The 20,822-nt window shown below is 49.7% G+C and carries 10 protein-coding genes; 9 read left to right on the top strand and 1 reads right to left on the bottom strand.

The window, feature by feature from the left end; translation table 11 throughout:
• Positions 1–59: 59 nt before the first annotated feature.
• The 7 genes from GO755_RS11705 to GO755_RS11675 all read left to right on the top strand — a co-directional run bounded on the left by GO755_RS11705 (position 60) and on the right by GO755_RS11675 (position 17,064).
• A complete protein-coding gene (locus tag GO755_RS11705) occupies positions 60–686 on the top strand; it encodes a response regulator transcription factor (RefSeq protein WP_157584947.1) in 627 nt (208 codons plus the stop codon).
• A gap of 20 nt (positions 687–706) precedes the next feature.
• Positions 707–1,408 carry a hypothetical protein gene (locus tag GO755_RS11700; protein WP_157584946.1) on the top strand — a complete coding sequence of 234 codons (702 nt, stop codon included), beginning with the start codon at positions 707–709 and terminating at the stop codon, positions 1,406–1,408.
• Between the two features lie 510 nt (positions 1,409–1,918).
• Entirely contained in the window at positions 1,919–3,613 is a 1,695-nt protein-coding gene (locus GO755_RS11695; RefSeq protein ID WP_157584945.1) for a hypothetical protein, read from the top strand.
• A 16-nt stretch (positions 3,614–3,629) separates the two neighbouring features.
• Positions 3,630–11,192, top strand: coding sequence for a hypothetical protein (locus tag GO755_RS11690; RefSeq protein WP_157584944.1), 7,563 nt, complete (start codon positions 3,630–3,632; stop codon positions 11,190–11,192).
• On the top strand, positions 11,189–13,186 hold the full coding sequence (locus GO755_RS11685; RefSeq protein WP_157584943.1) for a fibronectin type III domain-containing protein: 1,998 nt from the start codon (positions 11,189–11,191) through the stop codon (positions 13,184–13,186). Before GO755_RS11690 ends, GO755_RS11685 begins: the two co-directional genes overlap by 4 nt.
• Positions 13,187–13,204: 18 nt before the next feature.
• Positions 13,205–16,612 carry a fibronectin type III domain-containing protein gene (locus tag GO755_RS11680; protein WP_157584942.1) on the top strand — a complete coding sequence of 1,136 codons (3,408 nt, stop codon included), beginning with the start codon at positions 13,205–13,207 and terminating at the stop codon, positions 16,610–16,612.
• The gene (locus tag GO755_RS11675) at positions 16,609–17,064 is read left to right on the top strand and encodes a hypothetical protein (RefSeq protein WP_157584941.1); all 456 of its coding nucleotides are present in this window, start codon (positions 16,609–16,611) and stop codon (positions 17,062–17,064) included. The genes GO755_RS11680 and GO755_RS11675 overlap by 4 nt, the downstream gene beginning before the upstream one ends.
• 1 nt (position 17,065) lies before the next feature.
• On the opposite strand, the gene GO755_RS11670 is transcribed toward GO755_RS11675, so the two are convergent.
• The gene (locus GO755_RS11670) at positions 17,066–19,225 is read right to left on the bottom strand and encodes an ATP-binding protein (protein WP_157584940.1); all 2,160 of its coding nucleotides are present in this window, start codon (positions 19,223–19,225) and stop codon (positions 17,066–17,068) included.
• Positions 19,226–19,364: 139 nt separating this feature from the next.
• Between GO755_RS11670 and GO755_RS11665 the strand changes: the two genes are divergently transcribed.
• Both GO755_RS11665 and GO755_RS11660 read left to right on the top strand, forming a co-directional pair.
• A complete protein-coding gene (locus GO755_RS11665) occupies positions 19,365–19,997 on the top strand; it encodes a thioredoxin family protein (RefSeq protein WP_157584939.1) in 633 nt (210 codons plus the stop codon).
• A gap of 202 nt (positions 19,998–20,199) precedes the next feature.
• A complete protein-coding gene (locus GO755_RS11660; protein ID WP_157584938.1) occupies positions 20,200–20,748 on the top strand; it encodes a sll1863 family stress response protein in 549 nt (182 codons plus the stop codon).
• Positions 20,749–20,822 lie beyond the last annotated feature (74 nt).

Here is a 20,822-nt window from a genome sequence, read left to right as displayed (position 1 = left end):
AACCGCGAAGCCCTGGTATGTGGAATAAATGAGGAGCTTGTAGAAAATTAATAAACTGTATGATTCGCATTTCGATTTTTGATGATAATGATTCGCTTCGGGAAACACTCGCCCTGATTTTCGATGCCACCGATGACCTGATTGTGACCGGGCAATACCCGAATGCACTTCAGGCAGTTGAGGCTGTGTTGACGAATCAACCCGATGTGATTCTGATGGATATCGACATGCCAGGACGTACGGGTATTGAAGCAGTGAAACTTATTCGGCAGCAGACGACCCGGCCTAAAATTCTGATGCTCACGGTCTTCGAAGATGTGGAACGCATCTTTGCCGCGATCTCGGCAGGAGCCGTAGGGTATTTACTCAAGAAAACCCCGGCCGACAAAATTATCGACGCCATTCACGAAGTGATGAATGGAGGAGCAGCCATGACGCCTTCCATAGCTCTGAAAGTGCTCGATGCCTTTAGGCAACCCAAAGCCACCGATTTCCTGCTCACTGATAAAGAAAAAGACGTGCTACAACGACTTGTAGAGGGCGATAGTTACAAACTCATTGCGCACCATTGCGGCATCAGCATGGGTACAGTTCGGACGCATATTGTCAATATCTACGAAAAATTGCATGTCAACTCCAAGTCCGAAGCCGTGGCGAAAGCCCTGAAAACGGGGTTGTTTAAGTAAACCATTAACTCATCTGACGAATGAAAACGCAATTGATGTTGCTCGCACTCGTGTGCCTGCTGCCCATCTCCTTATATGCTCAACATCCCCTTTCGGCCACACTGACCAATCCTAGTAGCCTGACAATCAAGTTTGATCCTAAGAAAAAACTGCCACCGCTTAGTCTGTCCTGCAAACTCACAAACGGAAAAGATCGACCCTATGCTTGCGAATTTTCGTTCGACAAGCTGGAGTTCTACGGTAACGATGGCTCGTTGCTGGGAACGGTGAAGCCTTTGCTGAATGGTGGTCAGCCAAACTTTACTCAGTTGCCTTTCCTGAAGGCTAAAAAGTCGGCTCCTGCCGGACAGACTGGTCAGATAACCTACACCGTAAAAGCGTATTTCACGCGTCGGAACAAACCGTCTTTTCCGGTTAACAAAGGGTATCAAATTCGTTCTTGTAAAGTGACCTCCTGCCTGCCGTCTGATGAGATTTCAACTGTTTTATCGGCTATAGCAATGCCTGTCGGTATAAACGACCAGGCCATTCTTACCTTCGATCTGTCGTGGATTTACGGCAAAAAAGATGGATTAATGCTTGGTCCACACGAGTTGTATATTGAGAATGATGTAACGACAACCAAGTTCGCGCTTTCTGCTCAGAATCCTCTTCGTGACAGGGCTGAAGCGTGGATCGATATTCGACCCGTCATTACCGGCGATCCTTCTCCAACTAATTAATAGCAGGCGCTATAGGAATCATTCAAAAAATCTCTGAAGCATAGGGTTTATTGTCCGTTGAGGATGACAGGAATTGACTATCGTCGGCAACGGACAGCAGACTGGTAAACAAACGAGAATCGCATGAACGATAAGCGTTGGACTTAGTCAATAATTGGATAAGCATCGTTTAGTAGTATTCTTATAGGTAATTTTTAAACTGTGCTATAGTTTGTGTGACCCCGATGGGGTCAGATGTTTATAGTAAATGAGATCTTTCTATAAATATCTGACCCCATCGGGGTCACACAAGACCACAAATAGTCTCAATTAATTCTGCGTATTTCTACGCGATACGTATTGTTGAGTGCTTTTGCGATTGTTTATTAAAGTACTGATTATTAATTAATTGGTTTTTATTTCCAGGCGTACGTAGTTTCCCTATCATATATTTATCCGATTGATGCGCGCACAGACTATAGGTAGTTTTGACATAGGTATTCGACACTATGTTCAACCCTGTATCAGGAAATGCGCTCATCTTTACTACTTGTCCTTTGCGGGTTTTGGCTGAGTTGTCCGGCATGGGGGCAAACGGATTCGCCAACTGGCCAGCCGATGGCTGTTAAAGTTTCGGGTGGACTCAATGCCTACGCAGGATTTTATACAGCTAATGGCATTGCTGCCCGTAATCAGGCTTCACCATTCGGATTGAGTGGTTCGGTCACTGTTGCTTTGCCGGGGGGGATTTCGTTGCCGTTCTCGGCGGTTCTTGGCAATCAGGGAAGTAGTTTTCGGCAGCCGTTCAACCAATTTGGGGTTTCGCCCACATACAAATGGGCAACTGTTCACGCGGGGTACCGTAACGTATCATTCTCACCGTTCACGCTGGCCGGGCATACGTTTCTGGGTGGTGGTGTTGAACTGAATCCAGGCAATCTCCGGCTTGGCGCTGTATATGGTCGTTTCAATAAAGCCATCTCGACTAACCTGGCCGAGCCCGACATTATTCCGGCTTATCAGCGCACAGGCTATGCGCTGAAAGTAGGTTACGGAAAATCAGGAAACTACATCGACCTGCTCATGTTGCGGGCGCACGACGATTCGAGTTCGATTGCTTCGGTACCCCAATCGGCTACACAGACCGTTACCCCCGCCGAAAATATGGTGGTCGGCGCTACGTCGCGCTTGCTGATTATCAAACACATTACGGTCGAACTGGATGCCGCCGTGAGTGCCTACACGCGTGATGTTCGGAGTACGGAAGTCTCAGCAGAAGGGCGCAATTCCATCACGCGATTTTTTGGTAAATTCTTTACTCCCCGCTTATCCACACAACTCACGCAGGCGACTCAGGCTGCCATCGGCTATCGGACGAAAAACGCAGGCGTCAAATTCCAGTACAAACGCATCGACCCCAACTTCCAGACGATGGGGGCCTATTATTTCCAGAGCGATATTGAGAGTTATGCCATTGCGCCCAATCTGTCGCTAATGAATGGAAAATTGCGATTATCAGGAAGTTATGGTATTCAGTACGATAATTTAGACAATAACAAAAACGCCCGAACCGGTCGGACAATTGGCTCACTGGTTGTGTCGTACAATCCCGCTACGGCCTTTGGGATTGATGTACAACTCTCAAACTACGGCATCAGTCAGCAGGCTGGCTTGCGGCCAGTCATCGACACGGTCAAGCTGGCTCAGAATAACTTTTCGGCGACCGTCAATACGCGCTACACGATCCAGAGCGAGGAAGTTGTGAGTCTGTTTACACTATCGGCAACCCGCCAGCAACTCAGCGACCTGAATCAGCGTACGGCCGCATTCACCAACAATACCAACACGAATCTGAACCTTGGCTATTTCTACCAGCGCGTCAAAAGTGGGCTGGGTGCAAACCTGCTGGTTTCCTATACCGAAGCTGCATTGGCGCAGGGGATGTCGACGAAATTTTATGGGCCAACGCTGGGCGCAACCAAGAATTTCCTGACCAATAAACTCAGCACATCGGTCAATGCCAGCTACCTGATCAATAAGCAATCGGATCTGAACGGGCAGCCTCTGAATGGCCAAGTCATTAACGCATCGGCCAATGCGAGCTATCAGATCGCTAAACGACAAAATGTAAATCTGCAACTGCTCTACCTGAATTCAGATACGGGTGTTGCCGATCAACGGTACAACGAGCTTCGTGGGACGTTCGGCTACGGTATTTCTTTCTAAATGATTCCTGGTATTCATGAAACGCGCACTCCTTTTTGCTGGCCTTATGCTCCTGTTTCGGGTGGTTCACGCCCAGACGCAGGTGCAGGTGACCATCAACCTTATGCCGCCTTACAGCGCTTACTTGCAGGACTATGCAGGAGCTGGACAGCAGATTCAGGTGATTGTCCGCAATACAACATTAACCTCGCTCGACGTGCGACTACAAGGGCGGGTAGAAGGTGATAATGGGGTAGTCATTCAGACACTACCAAACTTTCGGCCGACTCGCCCACTGAAACTGGCACCCGGCGAAACCCGTATTCTGTCGCGCCCTGACCTCGAAGGATCGTTCGATCTGAGCCAGATTAGCGTAGAAGGCATCAATAAAGACCTGCTCTATCGGGGTAAACCTCTACCCGAAGGGAATTATCAGGTGTGTATTCAGGCGTATGATAATCGTACCAGTTTGCCGCTTTCGTCGGGCTTTCCACTGGGTTGTTCACCACCTTTTGCTGTCAGAACCATCGAGCCGCCCATTCTGATTACACCTTTCTGCGATAGTGAAGTCATTCCAACGACACCCCAGGCAACGGTTTTTACCTGGACACCACCAGCCGGAATTTTACCAACCCAGGTTAGCTACACGCTCCGCATTATTGAGTTGCCGTTGCAAAACGTTGATCCTAACGTATTTATCGACGCGGTAGTGTTGCCCCCATCGGGCATCGAAATTAAAAACCTGACGGCCAGCACATTTCTATATGGCCCACAATACCTGCCCCTAAAACTCGGCAAACGCTACGCCTGGCGGGTGCAGGCCGTGGATCGGTCTGGCAAGTTGAATCTGCTGAACGATGGTAAAAGCCCCGTTTGTGCGTTCCGGTACGGTCCCGAGCAAACGGCCCCAGACCCGGTTGAAACCTATGTAACGATTACGAAGCCAGGGGTTGGGCGTATTAAACAATTGCCTGTGATAGAAGTGGGCAATAACAATCCGTTTAACATGACCTGGGAGCTTGACAGAACGCTGGAGGCTAGCCTACGTAAAGTCTATAATGCTCAACCCGGTAAAACCCTGCTCGATCGGGTTGCAAGCCTGAGTTATCGGGTACGGGTGCGCAAACTGGAAAATAGAACCGCTGGGGCTGTGGTATTGGAGCGTCAGGTGCGTACGCCTTACCTGCAACTGGAGAATACCGAGCTTCCAAGTGGGATGCCTACAGGGAATACGTACCAAGCTGAGGTTGAATTACTTGGTGTAACAGATATCCAACGTAAACAGGCGAATCTGGACAGTCGTCCACTGGCGGCCGAGCCTCATTCATTTTCGCTGGTAGCCAAAGACAAAGGGAATGCGGCAGACAGCCTGACCATCAAAGGAGTACTGGCCTTTCGGTACCCTGGCGAAACGGGGGCACCTCATTTATTGCCAAATACGCAGGTTGCATTGATGAAGGTATTTCCCAATACCTATCGCGGAACAGTAGCCTATGGGCAATCGGATGCGTCGGGGAATTATCGAATCCAGGTGCTTAAATCAACGCTGCACGGAACCGATACCACACAGATGTCTACTCGCTGCTTAGTCGATGTCGTCAATCCGTATATCCAGCCTATAGCCAACGTTGGCAGCTATTATCAGACCGATAATCTGAATACGTTTCAGATTTCCCGCTCCGAGGCTAGTACATATACGGTTCAGGGAATCAGTTGGTTAGCGTCGGGTTATCAGCTCAGCGTGACGGCAAAGCAATCGTTCAACAACTGGCCCGATGCCCCTGATGTGAAATTAGACGGAAAGTACCTGGTGTTGTATCGCAAGCCAAGTGCAGCGATGAAAGACTATCTCAAATACAGGCTTCCGGTAGAGGGTCAGAATGGAGAAAGTTCGGGCGCAAAAACTACTCAGCTGATTTCGGGAGGTACTGTTATGACGATGTCTACATCTACAGGCCCACAGGTGAGTGTGGCCAATGGGTCGCAGTCAATTGGCAATACGCTTGGTCAGTCAATGAAGAGTGCCCCCGCCGATGATGCCCGAAAAGAGGTGGAAGCTGCTGGTTATCAGTTTATCGGCATCGCTCCTCTTCAGAAAAACGGCACAGCCTACGGAGCTACCTTCGACCGGCTCACATACGCTCTTTTTCCTGCCGATGGGTACGGTATTTACTGCCCGAACTGTGGACAAAAGCCAGAGGACGCTGAGTCTTTTTATTTCAAGGCACCCCAGGGTAAATTGGATGCTACACCCGCTCGCATCGAAAACTACACCTTCAACCTCCAGACCGACGAAGCGCCAACAATGACGTTCAGCGGTAAACTAACCTACAAATTTGCCGATGGTGGAACGAATGGAGCGCAGGTGAAACCGCTCGGTAATACGCGGGTACGTTTACAGGTGGTTTACCGAAATACTCAGAATGGTACGTATTCGAGCCTTGTCCCGAATTATCCAGAGTTCACTAGCTTTCACGAGGGTTTCAGTCCGATACTGGATACCAAAGTCACCAGTGCCGATGGCTCATTTACGTTTTCGGTCAAGCTGACCAAGCCGCTTCCACTGGGAACAATGCCTGCTACAAAAGCTACTGGCTCGGGAGAATTTGTCAATCCATCGGCCGTATTTGTGCGGGCCATACGGGTAATGGTCGAGAATCCCTACTACGCGAGTCCGGCCGAAACCTTTGGTGATGAAGTTAGTGAGCAGATCAAGCCACAGGCGGCCTACAATTTTGGCCCTGTTGTCGCCGTCGTTCGAAGTTACAACCTGAATGTTCAGATTAAGTCCGATACAACTGGCCTGTCGAAAGTGCTGGCGCAAAAGGCGGGCGTCCGACAGGATTTATCGGGCATAAAAGTATCCGTTCTGCGTGTGCCGCAATCGAATGTGCCAAGTGGCCCCAATATGCTGCCACCATCCGATGAAGGCACGGGCGTACGAACAAATCAGACGTTTAACAACCAGACCTTTACGGTTATTGCCACTACGAAATCGGATGCCGATGGGATGGTGAAATTCCCGCGGATGGTGATGGCCAATGGGAAAAACGATGCCTATTTCATTTCGACCGAATCGAGCATTGATGGGTTAAATAACTACAAACTGGTTTCGCTGAAGCGTATTCTGGTGAGTGAGGCCTGGGGATCGGTATATACGGCAACCCCAACCGATGCGGAGAAAAAGAAATCGGATAAGGCCGGAAAAACGAAGTCGAACTATGCCTATGTAAACTGCACCACGAACTGGTATGTACGGATTCCGAGTCCGCCGGGCGGTATAACGTTTGAAATAAAAGGCCCAATGAGTCAGTCACAGGCTATTGCGTATGCTGATTCTTACCAAAGTTCAGGGGCCGATTACTATAGTAAGGATGAAGGGTGCCAGCCAGCAAATGGGTATTGGTTGGGCGATAAACTGCACGATACCGACGTCAATTCGAAAGTGCTGATAAACAATAGTTACGCGGCATCGTCGCTCGAATTCGCGGATCAGTACAAATACTTTGCCTCCGATCTGGTGCAGCGCTATCTGGCTCCCGGTATGCCTACCGTCAATGCACGAGTGGTCGATAAAACCAACCCAACCAAGGGACTAAAGGATGCCTTTGTTTTTCTGACTTACGATGAAGATGGCAATGGCAAGCAGTCACAGATCACCTCGACAGATGCCAATGGCTGGCTACTAAAGCCGTTCCAGCTAAAGCCAGGGAAAAATGCGTCGATGATGATTATAGCCCCAGGCTATTGCTATTACGATTCGGTCGCTAAAAAAATCGTACCGGATAGCAAAGTGTATATCGGCGACGTGATGCTGGGCCAGAATAGTTACTACGACCGGCTGCTAATGCAACCCAATACAACGATTCGTGGGCGGACGGTGGACGTTGATAACAGCACTGACAAAACAGCAACCATCGAAGCCTATGTTCAGGCCGACGACGGGTTTGTGTTCAAGACCGCCAAAGATGCCAAGGGCGATTGGCGTTTCGCGATCAATGCTCCCTTAACGGCCGATTCGCTCAAAGTTACTCCGGTCAATATCAGCTATTTCAGGACCGCGTTGAGCATTCATAACGCATTGCCAAAGCAAGTAGCGTCGGGCGAAACCTTTACAATCGAAGCTGGTGACATTAAACTCTTTGAACGGGATCACCGGATTGCTTTCTTTCTGAATGATGTCGTAACCAAAGGTCCGGTAGTTGGTGGAATCATTAAACTCTTTGGCAAAAGCGAACCTGATTTTGTATTCGGGCCAAGTGATTACGGCGGCCTTGTGAAAGCCAAATTCAAGAATGTTTCGGTCGAAAACCTGTTCATAGAAGTGTCGGCACCGGGCTATGTTACGCAGACCGTCTCAGTCACGAATGTGGAAACTAAAGTCGATGTGATTCGCTCCATTAAGCTTGAGCCAGCCCGAACCATAAAAGGGGTTGTTGTGGTAAAAACGACCGACGGGAAAGAAACTCCGATTGAAGGTGCTCAGGTATTTGTGCCAACAGGAAGCAATGCACCGGTAAAATACAGCACAACATCGGGTAAAGGGGGCGTCTTCTCGCTCGAAGTTTCCAAGTCATTCGATGGTACATCCATTCCGATAGAAGCCACCGCCAGGAAAGCTGGACCATCGGGGACGTCTTCAGGGTCAAGTCAGCCGGCCAGTTCAGGTTCCGGCAACTCAGGAGCAACATTAGGTACGGCGCCTAAGGTGGGTACGGTAAGCCCTCAGAGTACGCTGAACAATGTTACGGTTAGTGACCAGACGCCAATCGATAATCCTGCTGCATTGGGGCTGATCGCCTACGATTCGTATGTTGGAGTTAGCACACAACAAACCCTGCCTCAAGCAAAAAACGAAACACTCAAGCTCACGCTAACAGACTTCGACAAGTTTAAACTCAGTACCCTCTGGGGTTTCCCAATTACTGTCGAATCCGTTGACCCTAAAACGCTTAGCGTAACGGGTACCGTCGATCTGACCAATACAAAACTGGGGCCGTTTGCCCTGTTGGATAAGGATGTGAAAATCCGGTTCAAGAATGTAGTCTTCAAAGCGGACCCCAAAAATCCTACGGAAGGTATACCTGCGAGCGAAACGGTCGAACTCGAAACGGGTATACTCGACAACCTCGCTTACCATGCAAAAGCTGGCTTTCAGATACAGAACGTAAAATACAATATCCGGCTGATCTCGCCCGATGGGCAGTACGGGAAGCTGAAAGTTGTACGGACACCGGGAAGCTCGACGGGAAAGATCATGGCCCAGGCGCAGGTAATCGACAACTCATTCAATTTCCCAAGTAGCCTGCTGTCGTATGCGAAAGGGCAGTTCTTCCTGTACGATCCCGATGCCAGCGGTCAACCCGGCAACAAACCACTGGTAACTGCTTTCGACGCTGGCCAGACCGGAATCAAATGGAGCCAGTTTGGTATTGCCCAAAGCAACGGCCAGCCAATGAGTCTGAAATTACTTGGGTTCGATGCCGTAAGCCAATTGGAAGGCTCGCGACTAGTGGGCGACGAAATTCACCTCAGTCCAACCATGACCTGTACGGTCAAAGATGCGAACCCATCGAAACTGACGGTTAGTATTGGCGATCTGGTGCTGAAAAACAATACCGTCGATGCCAAAACGGGGAAGACACCGCTCACATTCTCCCTGGCTGGCAAATGGAGTGTAGAAGTGCGCAACTGGACGCTTGATTACAAGCAGGGCGGCTTTTACTCGACTGAAGGCGTCGTGAAAACGGGCGTAGTCGATATGCCTATTACGTTGTTCAATCTACGCAGCGATCTCTTTAAGCTGGAGGTCACACCAACAAAAACGTTCGATCTGGCTGGTATTGCCCAGTTGAATCTTGGTGGGAAGGCCTACTTCGGCTACGACGCGCAAACCGGCTCCGATATGAAAGGGCACTGGTCTGTAGTCGTCGTACCCCAGGGCGATGTAGCCGCTGCTACGTTGCCTGCCAAATCGGTGCCGGGCCTGACGCAGGATCTGAAATTTGCGACGCTTTCGCTGCTCGATAATGGCGAAAATGTGGTCTCGTTTGGCTCAGGTAGCCAGTCGGTTAAGTATTTCAATATCATCGACGTTCGGCCAACGACCATCGAAACCGGTGCCGATTACTTTGCCTTTGATGCGGGCATGTCGAACAAAATTCCCAATGCGCCCCAGGATATCTCGATGCGGTTTATCTATTCTCGACCCAACAAAGGAGCCGTGAAACTGAAGACGATTGTACCCGCCGGCTATAAGTTCGAAACAAAAGGATACCTGGGTTTCGAAGCGGGAAATGACGTAGCTGCCGATGGAAGCCAAAGTACGGCGATCTTCTTTGCCGATGGCGTTATGGCGATTCGGGGCAAGTCGGAGGAGCCTGATAAACTGCTGTTGAGCAATACATTGCTGGTACATACCAATGGCTACACACACATCACTCACGATCGTAACCTCGATCTGCACGATGAGACAGCCCTGATCAGCCTGCGCAACAACCCAGCCGACATTACTGATTCTAAAAACGATACAAAGTATTATCAGGCTTCGGCAAACGGGCAGTTTAAACCGATGGGCGTATTGCTCGATGGTTCACGCGGACTCTCGACGGTGTATTGCCACCAGGCGGTGTCGAACAACCAGTGGCAGTTGATGACGTTTTCTGGACTGCCAAAGGGAATGGGAACACTGGCCGAAAACGAACAGAATCGCCTGTCGTTTACAGCCTATGGTGAGATCAAAGCGGATAAGCAGCAGATTAAACTGGATGGCATCGATACGGGAATCGGTGGTCTGAGTCTGGTTTATGACCGACAACAAAACCGCTTTACAGGTACGTTGACGGTGAGTAATCTGCCCGTGCCACCAACGATGACCTTCTCCGGCGTGGCGCAGGTACGTATCGATCCCAAAGGGTTTTATGTGGTGGGTTCGGGCAATTTGCTGAATGTGCCCCTGATTATTCCGGTCGATATGAAAGGGGGCTTTATGATGGGCTTTTATGACAGCCAGGATTTAGGCGATGCGAATGCGCTTCTGTTCTCCAATAGCCACCGAAAAGCACTGCCTTGCACGTTCTCGCAAAGTTTCAAAGGGTTTTATATAACGGGCGAGATTCCAGTACCGGTTATTGGCAACTTCAGTAGCAAGCTGGATGTGCCAGGGGTTGGCGGTTATAGCGTTGGCCTGGATGCCTATGTCGATGGCTACTTCTTTGGTAATTACACGAGCGGGACCTGGAATTTTGGATCGGGTCTCGGCGTGAGTGCGCATGCGTATGCACACGGTAAGATTCTGATCGTCGAAGCCTCGGGCGACATCTATCAGAACGGTTTTGCAGATGCTGCCCTGACACTAAATCCGGCAGAGAAGAGTATTGCCATGACGATGAATATGCAACTGAGTGCTGGATTTTCCGTCAGTCTGGGCGTCGATCCACCCGGTTTGCCGAGCTATAATGTTGGCACCAGTGCTGATTTCTGCCTCAAGCTGGGCGCAACAGCCTCTTACAAATACGGAGAAAAACCCAAGGTATCGCCTAGTGTCAGTTGCTCATTTGACAAATGCCCCGGCAATGTCTGTACCACAAACGACCAATGAAAACGCAATCTATCCTCTTTCTTCTGCTGGCCTTTTCGCTGACGCTATCAGCCTCGGCACAGCAAACACGGGCAACTGCCGGTCGTTATGGTGTATTCATTCAGACCGACCGACTCCTGCATGGCCCGCGCTACATACTCGAACGGCTCGAAACGGGCAACGGTCAGGCAGGATGGAAATCGGTCTACATGACCGATGAAGCACCGCGTAGTGCCACCGATCTGATTGCCCGACTGACCCTGCTAACCCGCAAAAATCCATTGTACCAACTGCCGAACGATTCGCTAACCCGGCTCCTGTATGCCCGCTATCGGGATATGGCCACTGCCGATTCACTGAATTCGTACGGCTGGAATCCGCAGTATCTCGAAGCGTTTGGGATTGGCTTTTTAGATACTGCCGTCGTGCAGGGACGACGCTATGACTACCGCATTCGCCCGATGACCAATACGGGAGACGGTCCTAGCCGAAGTCCGGTTACGGTGAGTGTACCGGGAGCAAAACCGGCGGTAACCGCCAAATCGTTGCGGCATAGTGCCGATGGCAGTGCGGTAAAAATTACGTATCTGCTTCAAAAATCAACACCCGATCTGGCAGGTGTGCGAATCCTTCGGGCTACCTACGGGCAGACTGCCTTTACTGAGTGTGGCGCCGACTGGGGGTTTCGGAAGGGGAAGAAAGACTCGGTGCTTCTGGAGATTACAGATAGTCAGGTTCGCCGAAAAATGCTTTATCAATACGTTGTGTTAATCACCGATTTCCTGGGCAACGAAAGCCGCCCCTCAGACACTCTTACCCTGACCAACCTACGCCCGAACGAACAGATTCCCGCAATTCTGGACATTCGGACTACATCGGCAGAGGCTAACAATGCCATTCGACTCAGCTGGCGCCTGGCATCGACCAAAGATTTACGATCCATCGAAATCTGGCGCAGCGATAACTACGACAACAGTTTCCGACGGATTGCCTCGGCCTTACCTACCGATACGGTCTTTTACGACAACCGTGTAGAGCCCGTGAAAGGCTATTATTACCAGCTTCGACCCAACGGTACGTATGATGCCTTGCCCGCATCGGTAAAAGTGTCGGGCATGCTACAGGCTAACCGATCGGCTTTGGTGCCACCTTCCTTCCTGCGATTGGCGCAGGCAGACGATACCCTGACGTTTCGCTGGCAGCGGGCGGATGTCGATACGCGTGGTTACTATCTCTATTTTTCAAATAGCCCCAGCGGGCCGATGACCCAATACTCCAGTGTGATTATCTCAACGGATTCGGTCATTCAATACAAAGTTCCGGTCAGCAAACTAGCGCTTGGGGTAGGCTATCGGTGGTCAGTAACGGCAGTGAATACCAGCTACAACCAGAGTCCTATGAGTCAGGTCGTCTACTCCGATCCTCGGTTTCCGGCTCGTCTGGCGACGCCTATCAATCCGGCTATCGTGCAAAAGGAAGATCATGCACTCGTGATCTGGGAGAACATGCAAACCATTGACCCTTATGTAATTGGCTATTTGATCGAACGGCAGGAGGAAGAAGGAGCCTTTAAGGAACTCTATCGTCAACTCCCAACCGACCGCGCCCGGAATAGCTACGAAGATGGTAGTGTGCAACTCGGCCGTCATTACAATTACCGGATTCGGGCGTATGGTCTCAATGATAAATTCAGTGCGTTCAGCACCGAGGTGACGTATTTCGTGCCGTTGCCTCCCGTTCTACCTCTCCGTGGGCTGGTGGCTGTGGTAACGGGTAAAGGAGTTAAGGTGGGCTGGGATGCTCCGCTGGATAATTCGCTGGACAAAGTCCTGATTTATCGATACACCCCCAAAACAGATAGGCCCCGGCTGGTTGGCACAGTGCCGGGTCGTCAAACCGAATTCATTGACCGGGAAGCTACACCAGGTATTGCCTATCAATACACGCTGGTGGCTGTTCAACCCGACAAGCGCGAAAGCGATTCAACAAGCCCAGTCGGTGTCGAATGGCGCTAACTTCTATCTCTTAAGGCAATGAAAACATTCGTTTATACCGCATTCATTAGCTTGTTGATCCGGTTGACTATCAGCTCTGCCCTGGCTCAAACCAACGTTCCGGGTAATCTGACAGGATCGGCGGCTTCGTATAATCAGGTTAATTTGTCCTGGAAAGACAATTCATCCAACGAAACCAAGTTCGAGATCGAGCGGAAGGACTTTGCGACATTCGTTAAAGTTGGTGAAGCTGGCGCTAATGTCACGACTTATCAGGATAAAACGGTAGCAGAAAATAGCACGTATACTTACCGGGTTCGGGCGGTATTTGTTACGTCCTCCTCCGGTTATTCGAATGAATTTACCATAAGCACTCCCCTGTCTCCTCCTGGTGAGCCTACGAATTTAGTAGCTGTTGGTCAAGCCTTTAGTGGCATTAAACTAACCTGGAATAACGGCTCTGGATCAACACCCGTTGACTATACCGTCGAACGTGGAACCTCGTCGGGTGGCCCGTTTACTGTCGTGCAAACCGTAAGCTATAGCCGAGCGCCAACTTTTACGGATAATAGTATATTGGCTGCCACCCAGTACTGTTATCGGGTTCGCTCTCGTAACACCGGGGGCACGTCTGGCTACTCCAATGTCGCTTGTGCATCTATCCCGTTGGCACCCACGAACATAAAGAATTTTCAGGCAACGGCCCTTGGCACTAGTTCTATCAAACTAACCTGGACAGGTTTTGGGAAAGAAAATGGCATCGGCATCGAGAGACGAACTGGGCAATCCGGCAACTGGAGTCTAATCGCTTCGACACTGTCCGATGGCGGTGAGTACACGGATAATGGATTAAGTTCGGGCACAGAATACTGCTACCGAATCGCTGAGAATGGCCATGAATATTCCAGTGTTGTTTGTGCGACAACTCAACAGAGCGCCCCTAATGCACCTGCGCGATTGACAGCCACTGCTATATCGAGCAGCCAGATCAATTTACAATGGGCTGATGTTTCGAATAATGAAACGGGTTTTCAGGTGGAACGGGCGAGCAGTGCCACGGCGCCTTTTACTAAAATTGCTGATCTGGGAGCGAATGCCACCACCTATAGCGACCAGAGCTTACAGGCCAGTACGCAATATTGTTACCGCGTTCGGGCGGTGAATGGGGCTGGTGCCAGTGGATACTCAGACATCCAGTGCGCTACCACGCAGGCCCCACCTGTAGGAGCCCCGCAAAATTTAGTTGCTACAGCGGCTTCTACCACCCAAATCAATCTGACCTGGACGGGCCTATCTGGGGCAACGACTTACCAGCTCGAGCGTAGCCTAAATGGGAACGATGGCTGGACGAAAATAGCCGATCCGGCTGGCAATGCAACGAGTTACAATGATGCCGGCTTAACGCCCAATACGCGCTATTACTATCGTCTTCTGGCTGTCGTTGGTGGCAACTCGGGTCCATATAGTAATGTGGCCAACGCGATTACGCCTGATACGCCCCCGACCGCTCCCGCCCGGCTAACCGCAACCGTAATCTCCTATAACCAGATCAATCTGCAATGGGCAGACTTATCGGGCAATGAGGCCAGCTTTGAGCTTGAGCGCAGTACCGATGGGACTAACTTTACCAAAATTGCGGACGTCGGTGCCAATGCGACTTCTTATTCCGATCAGAGTCTCAGCCCCCAAACCCATTATTACTACCGGGTTCGGGCCAAAAATGCGGCTGGTCCGTCACCTTACTCGAACACGGCTGATGCTACAACACCAGTTGGTCCACCGGGCGCTCCACAGAACCTGGTCGCTACAGCTACTTCTACGACTCAAATTAACTTGACCTGGACCGCTGTAGCAACAGCTACTAATGTGCTGATCGAGCGGAGTGCTAATGGAACCGACGGCTGGACTCAGATTGCCAGTGTTGCTGGCGATGCGACTACTTATTCAGATCCGAATCTGACACAGAATACCCGCTATTATTACCGGATTCGGGGTACGAATGCCTCGGGTACCGGGCCGTATAGTAACATCGCCAATGCCATTACGCCCGATGTGCCGCCTGTAGCCCCTGCTCGCCTGACGGCTACAGCCATCTCGGCGACGCAGATTGATCTGGCCTGGGCCGACCTATCGGCCAATGAAGCCAGCTTTGACATTGAGCGGAGTTCAGATGGAACGAACTGGACGAAAATTGGTGATGCCCCTGCTAACGCGACCTCGTTCCAGAATACAGGCTTAACACCCAATACAAAGTATTATTACCGGATTCGGGCGGTCAATGCGGCTGGGCCATCGCCTTATTCGAACACCGCCGATGCCACCACGCCCGATGTGCCCCCAGTTGCTCCGGCTAATCTGGCTGCTACTCCGGCATCGGCTACGCAAATTAATCTGACCTGGGCTGATCAATCGGCAAATGAAACGGGCTTTGAGGTTGAGCGGGGAACCAGTCAAACGGGGACATTTACCAAAATTGCTGATTTACCTGCTAACACAACGACTTATCAGGATCAGGGGCTAATACCAGCGGCAAACTACTGCTACCGTTTGCGGGCCAAAAATACCATTGGTACGTCAGGCTACTCGAACGTAGTTTGTGTGGCTACTCCCGACATCCCTCCGGCGGCACCCGCTCGGCTGACAGCTACGGCTGTATCGACCAGTCAGATCAATCTAGCCTGGGCCGACCTATCAAACAATGAGAGCGGTTTTGAGATCGAGCGCGGAAATAGTACTACCGGCACGTTTACCAAAATTGCTGATGCTCCTGCCAATACCACGACTTACGAAGACAAGAACCTGACCGACAATACCCAATACTGTTATCGGGTTCGGGCCAAAAATGCGGCTGGTAATTCGGCCTATACCGATGCTACCTGCGCCACTACGCCTTTAGCACCACCAGCCACGCCCACTAATCTGGCGGCTCAGGTGTTTGATTATGACCAGATCAAACTAACATGGGCTGCCCTGGGAGCTACCGCCGTTACGGTGATCATTGAACGAGCAACCAACCCGAACGGTCCGTTTACCGAAATCAAGCAGATTCCGGCATCGCAAACGACTTATGTCGACATGGGTTTACAGGAGTTCACAACTTACTACTATCGCATTAAAGCAATCAATACGGCAGGTAGTTCGGGTTATTCCAACGTAGCGACGGCTCGGGTTGAAGAGGTGATTATTGCCGTGGAAGATGAACTGGAAACCCACACCACGCTTTTTGTGAGCCAACGTACCCTGCACGTGATTACCAACTGGTTTACAACAGCCCAGACGACGGTGCATCTGCAAACTACCAACGGAGGGATTGTATTAACCGACAATCGGAAGGTTCGTCCGGCTGATTGCTGGGACTATAATCTGGATGCGTTGCCTACAGGTCTGTACATCATTACTATTGTTGCCGACGGGCGAAAACTAGCCAAACGGATTCTGTTACCATGAAAAATGAAACGCTCGTTATACGACTAATACCAGTACTTCTGCTGTCCATTCTGGTGGGATGCCAGCCTAAAACGGTCGCGCCGATTACATCGCTGATCAATAAAGTCTGGAAAGCCAATACTGTGAAAGAGGCTGATCTGTTAGTATTTACGCTCGGCGCCACAAACAATATCAAGCCAGGTTACACTAACTTCCGGCTCGACCTGAGCCGAGCCGATACCGTTCAGCTAAAAGATGTTGATGGTCGGTTGACAGTTGGCACCTGGACTGTTTCGACAGATAACAAACGGCTGATTTTAGCGAATCTGAATCCCAAGCCTACCAATACAGGCGGTAGCGTTGAATATTACATTCTGGCTGAACCCGACGGATCATCATTGAAGCTCGAACGCACAGCCGAGAGCCGTAAAACGGGCAATACAATTGATCAATATGAACTGATACCGCAGTGATTTACTCAACCGGGAGCGTAATGGTAAATTCTGTAAATTCTCCCGGTTCTGTTTCTACCTTAAGTAAGCCTCCATGCCCTTTAACAACAATGTCGTAGCTGAGTGATAAACCAAGGCCCGTGCCCTGCCCGGTGGGTTTGGTAGTAAAAAAAGGCTGGAATACTTTTTGACGAACTTCGTCGGGAATGCCGGTGCCGTTATCCCTAATTCGAATAACAAGTTGATTATCATCCTGCGCAGTTTGAACAGAAACCGTCGGTACAAAGTCCAGCTCTGACTGACTTTTCTGCTGAACGGCATAAAAGGCGTTATTGAACAGATTTACCAATACTCGCCCAATATCTTCCGGTACAATGTTGACAGCAGGAAGAGTAGGCGCAAAACGGGTCGTCAGGTGTGCATTGAAGGATTTATCTTTGGCTCGGAGTCCCTGATAAGCTAATCGTAGATACTCATCGACTAGCGCGTTTAGATCGGTGGGTTGTTTCTGGCCCGAACGGGTTCGACTGTGTTGGAGCATACCCCGAACGATATTGGCGGCTCGTTTACCGTGATCGCTGATTTTCTGTACATTCTGGCCCAGATCGCTTAATAAATCTGTTTCCAGTTCCTTATCACGTTCCCCCTCGGGCTTTTCCCGTTCTTCATGTAGCTCTTCCACTAATTCGACCGACACTTCGGCGAAGTTATTGACGAAGTTGAGCGGATTCTGAATCTCGTGAGCAATCCCCGCTGTAAGTTCACCCAAGGAGGCTAATTTTTCTCGCTGCACTAACTGTTCCTGCGTTGCTCTCAGGTCTTCCAGCGATTGATGAAGTTCGGCGGTACGGGCCTGCACCTGTTCTTCCAGTAGTTCATTTTGGCGGGCTAGTAGGTGTTGTTTTTCTTGTTCCTGAGCCAGTGTCCGGGCCGAGAGTTGTTCTACTTCCCGAAGATTATTGCCCAAGGCTTTGTACGTTCGGGTATAATCGCGCACTAAGGAGAGGGACAACCCAACGGGAATGCTGAAAATAGCCCCTGCAACAAGTAGTACAAAAACGACTAATATGTACTCTATCATGTCCTTTATAAGCGATTCTGCAAGGCCAAGAATAAGGCCACATACAATAATGAGCAGGAAACAATAGAGGGATGCTTTGAGTGAATTCCAGGGTAAACGGGCATCTACGTCCTTCGTTTTACGGCCTAGCCAGCTAACCCGGATGTAGTCGATTATGACCAGTGCTAACGGAACCCAGCCAAATTCGTTCAGGAGGCTACCAATGCCAGTACGGTAAAGCTGGTCAATAAAGACTATGGTGAGTATACCATAATAAATCCATCTTCGGCGGAGGTGTAGGTACTGATAAACGCCCGTAAGAAGCAGTACAAAACCTGCATGAAGGCTCACATCGCCAATCAGGTCTGTTAATGAAACATAGGTGAGCGTACCGACAAAGTCATTCAATTCAGCCATAGAGGCCGCCAGCATAAAAAACAGCATGGCCCAGGCCAGCGTTCGGTTAATAGGCTGGCTCCGGTTAGCCCGATAAAATAGATAATGAAGTAATGCCAAAATACCACATACGCCTATCATACACCCACTTAGTACCGCTGGCCATTGAGTTTCGTCAACTAATGAAACGCCTATCTCATCGGCTTCCTGAGGGTGAATGCTAAGGGGGGAAATATCCGTCGAAGCCTGAACGATTGGGTCGCGCCGGAACCGATAACGGACGGCTAGTATATGCTGGTTCGTATCGGTAAATCGAATCGGGACGAACCGAATGAGCCGTTGAGAACCGCCTGAATCAAATCGGGGAGGTGTAAGCACGGCGAACAGGCGGCCATCAAGATAAATTTCAGACGCCCCAAATTGTTTGACAACTAACCGAAGGTCTTTTTTGAGAATAGTTGCTCCGGGATGTAACGTTTGACGAAACCAACCCTGGTTTTTTCGCCATATCGTGTCATTGAGTTCAATAGTTGTTTCGATAGGCTGCTTTTTCCACGACCTATCGTTGAAGGCAGAATCGGCCCAACGCTTATTATCACCAGGCATAAAACGCCAGCTGGATCGCCCTAATTCCAGGTTGCTTTCGCTCACGATTCGTAAACCCTGACCAACAGCAGTATTGGTGATAAGCCCGGCGAAAATTACCCATAACAGTAGTCGATTCATTGGGCTAAAATACGCATGCATTTGACTATTCCGTTTTAGGAAACTGTATACCAATACTTTGTGATTGATGCCTGATAAAAGCATAAGACCAAATTCAGGGTAAACTAATCTTTGTCTTGTGTTTGTTGTCTAATTGAAAATGAATAATCCAGTGAAAACAGATAAACTAGTACGCTTTACACTAACGGCGCTGCTAATCTTGACAGCTCTGACAGCGATAAATGCGCAACCCAAAGGCTATACATTAGGAGATGTCGTGGCCGATTTTCGCCTGAAAAGTGTGGATGGTCGTACTATTTCGTTGGCTGACTATCGCAGTCAAAAAGGGCTGATTGTAGTTTTCACCAGCAATCATTGTCCATTTGCCAAAGCTTATGAAAATCGGCTCATCGCACTGGATCGCAAATTTTCGGCGCAGGGTTTTCCTGTGTTGGCCATCATGCCCAATGATCCAACCGCTTACGAAGAAGACTCGTTCGGGAATATGAAAGCTCGTGCCAGCGACAAGAATTTCCCCTATGCATATACCATTGACGAAACGCAGGCAACCGCGCGTGCCTTTGGAGCTACCCGCACCCCTGAGGTGTATGTACTCAAGCAGACAAATAGTCAATTCATTCTGGAGTATATGGGTACAATTGACGACAGCCCTCAGGATGAAACCAGTGTACAACGACGATACATCGATGAGGCTGTTAGCAGCTTGTTAGCTGGTCGACCTGTGCAATCGCCAATCACGAAACCTATTGGCTGTGCGATTAAGTGGAAGTAGTGGTTGGTGGAGTGGTAAAGTGAGTGCAGTAGGTGTAGTAAGTGTAATGAGTACAGTTCGTCGTCTACTCCATTACTTACTTCACCCACTACACTTACTTCACTCACTCCACCAACTCCCACTTTACCAACTCCCACTTTACCAACTCTGGCACGGCCTTTGCCAACGGCGTTGGTAGAAATCAAACTACACACAAATCGTTATGAAAAAGCCACAATTAGTACTGACCCGATTTAAACATGTTGCCGGAACAATGATGTTGGTTGCTTCACTGGCATTATTGCAGGCATGCGGTTCAGATGGAAAGAAAGAGTCGCGCACCGAAGATGCGCTGGAAAAAACGGGCGATGCTATTGCCGCTGATACTAAGGATGCTACGGAAAAAGCCAAAGAAGATCTGAAAGAAGCGGGAGAGAAAGCTGACGCTAAATCGGATGAAATAGCTGCGGATTTTAGACGCGAACGCGACGAAATTGTCGCTAAAATGAAGGTACAGAAGGAGAAACTGGACGAAAAAATTGATGAATTAAAGATAAAAGCTGACAAACAAAGCGATAAGGCCAAAGCCGAAACCGAACGCCAGAAAGCGAAACTGGAAGTTGAACGAGAACATTTGTCCCGAGACATGGATAAAGCTAAAAATTCAACCGCCGATGCCTGGAAAGACGTAAAATCAGGCTTTAAAAGCGCAGGGCGTGATATAGGAAACGCCTTTGATAAAGCAGGCGGTAAATTGAAGAAGGATAACTAAGTTATTCTTTGTTTTTGAAAACGGTGTCAGCTCCTGAGAGAGTCGGCACCGTTTTTGTTTAAAAAATGTGGAGC

This window comes from Spirosoma arboris (genome assembly GCF_009754945.1).
Lineage (GTDB): Bacteria > Bacteroidota > Bacteroidia > Cytophagales > Spirosomataceae > Spirosoma > Spirosoma arboris.
Note: the sequence above shows the minus strand (reverse complement) of the source record. Positions and strands in the feature narration are given on the sequence as shown.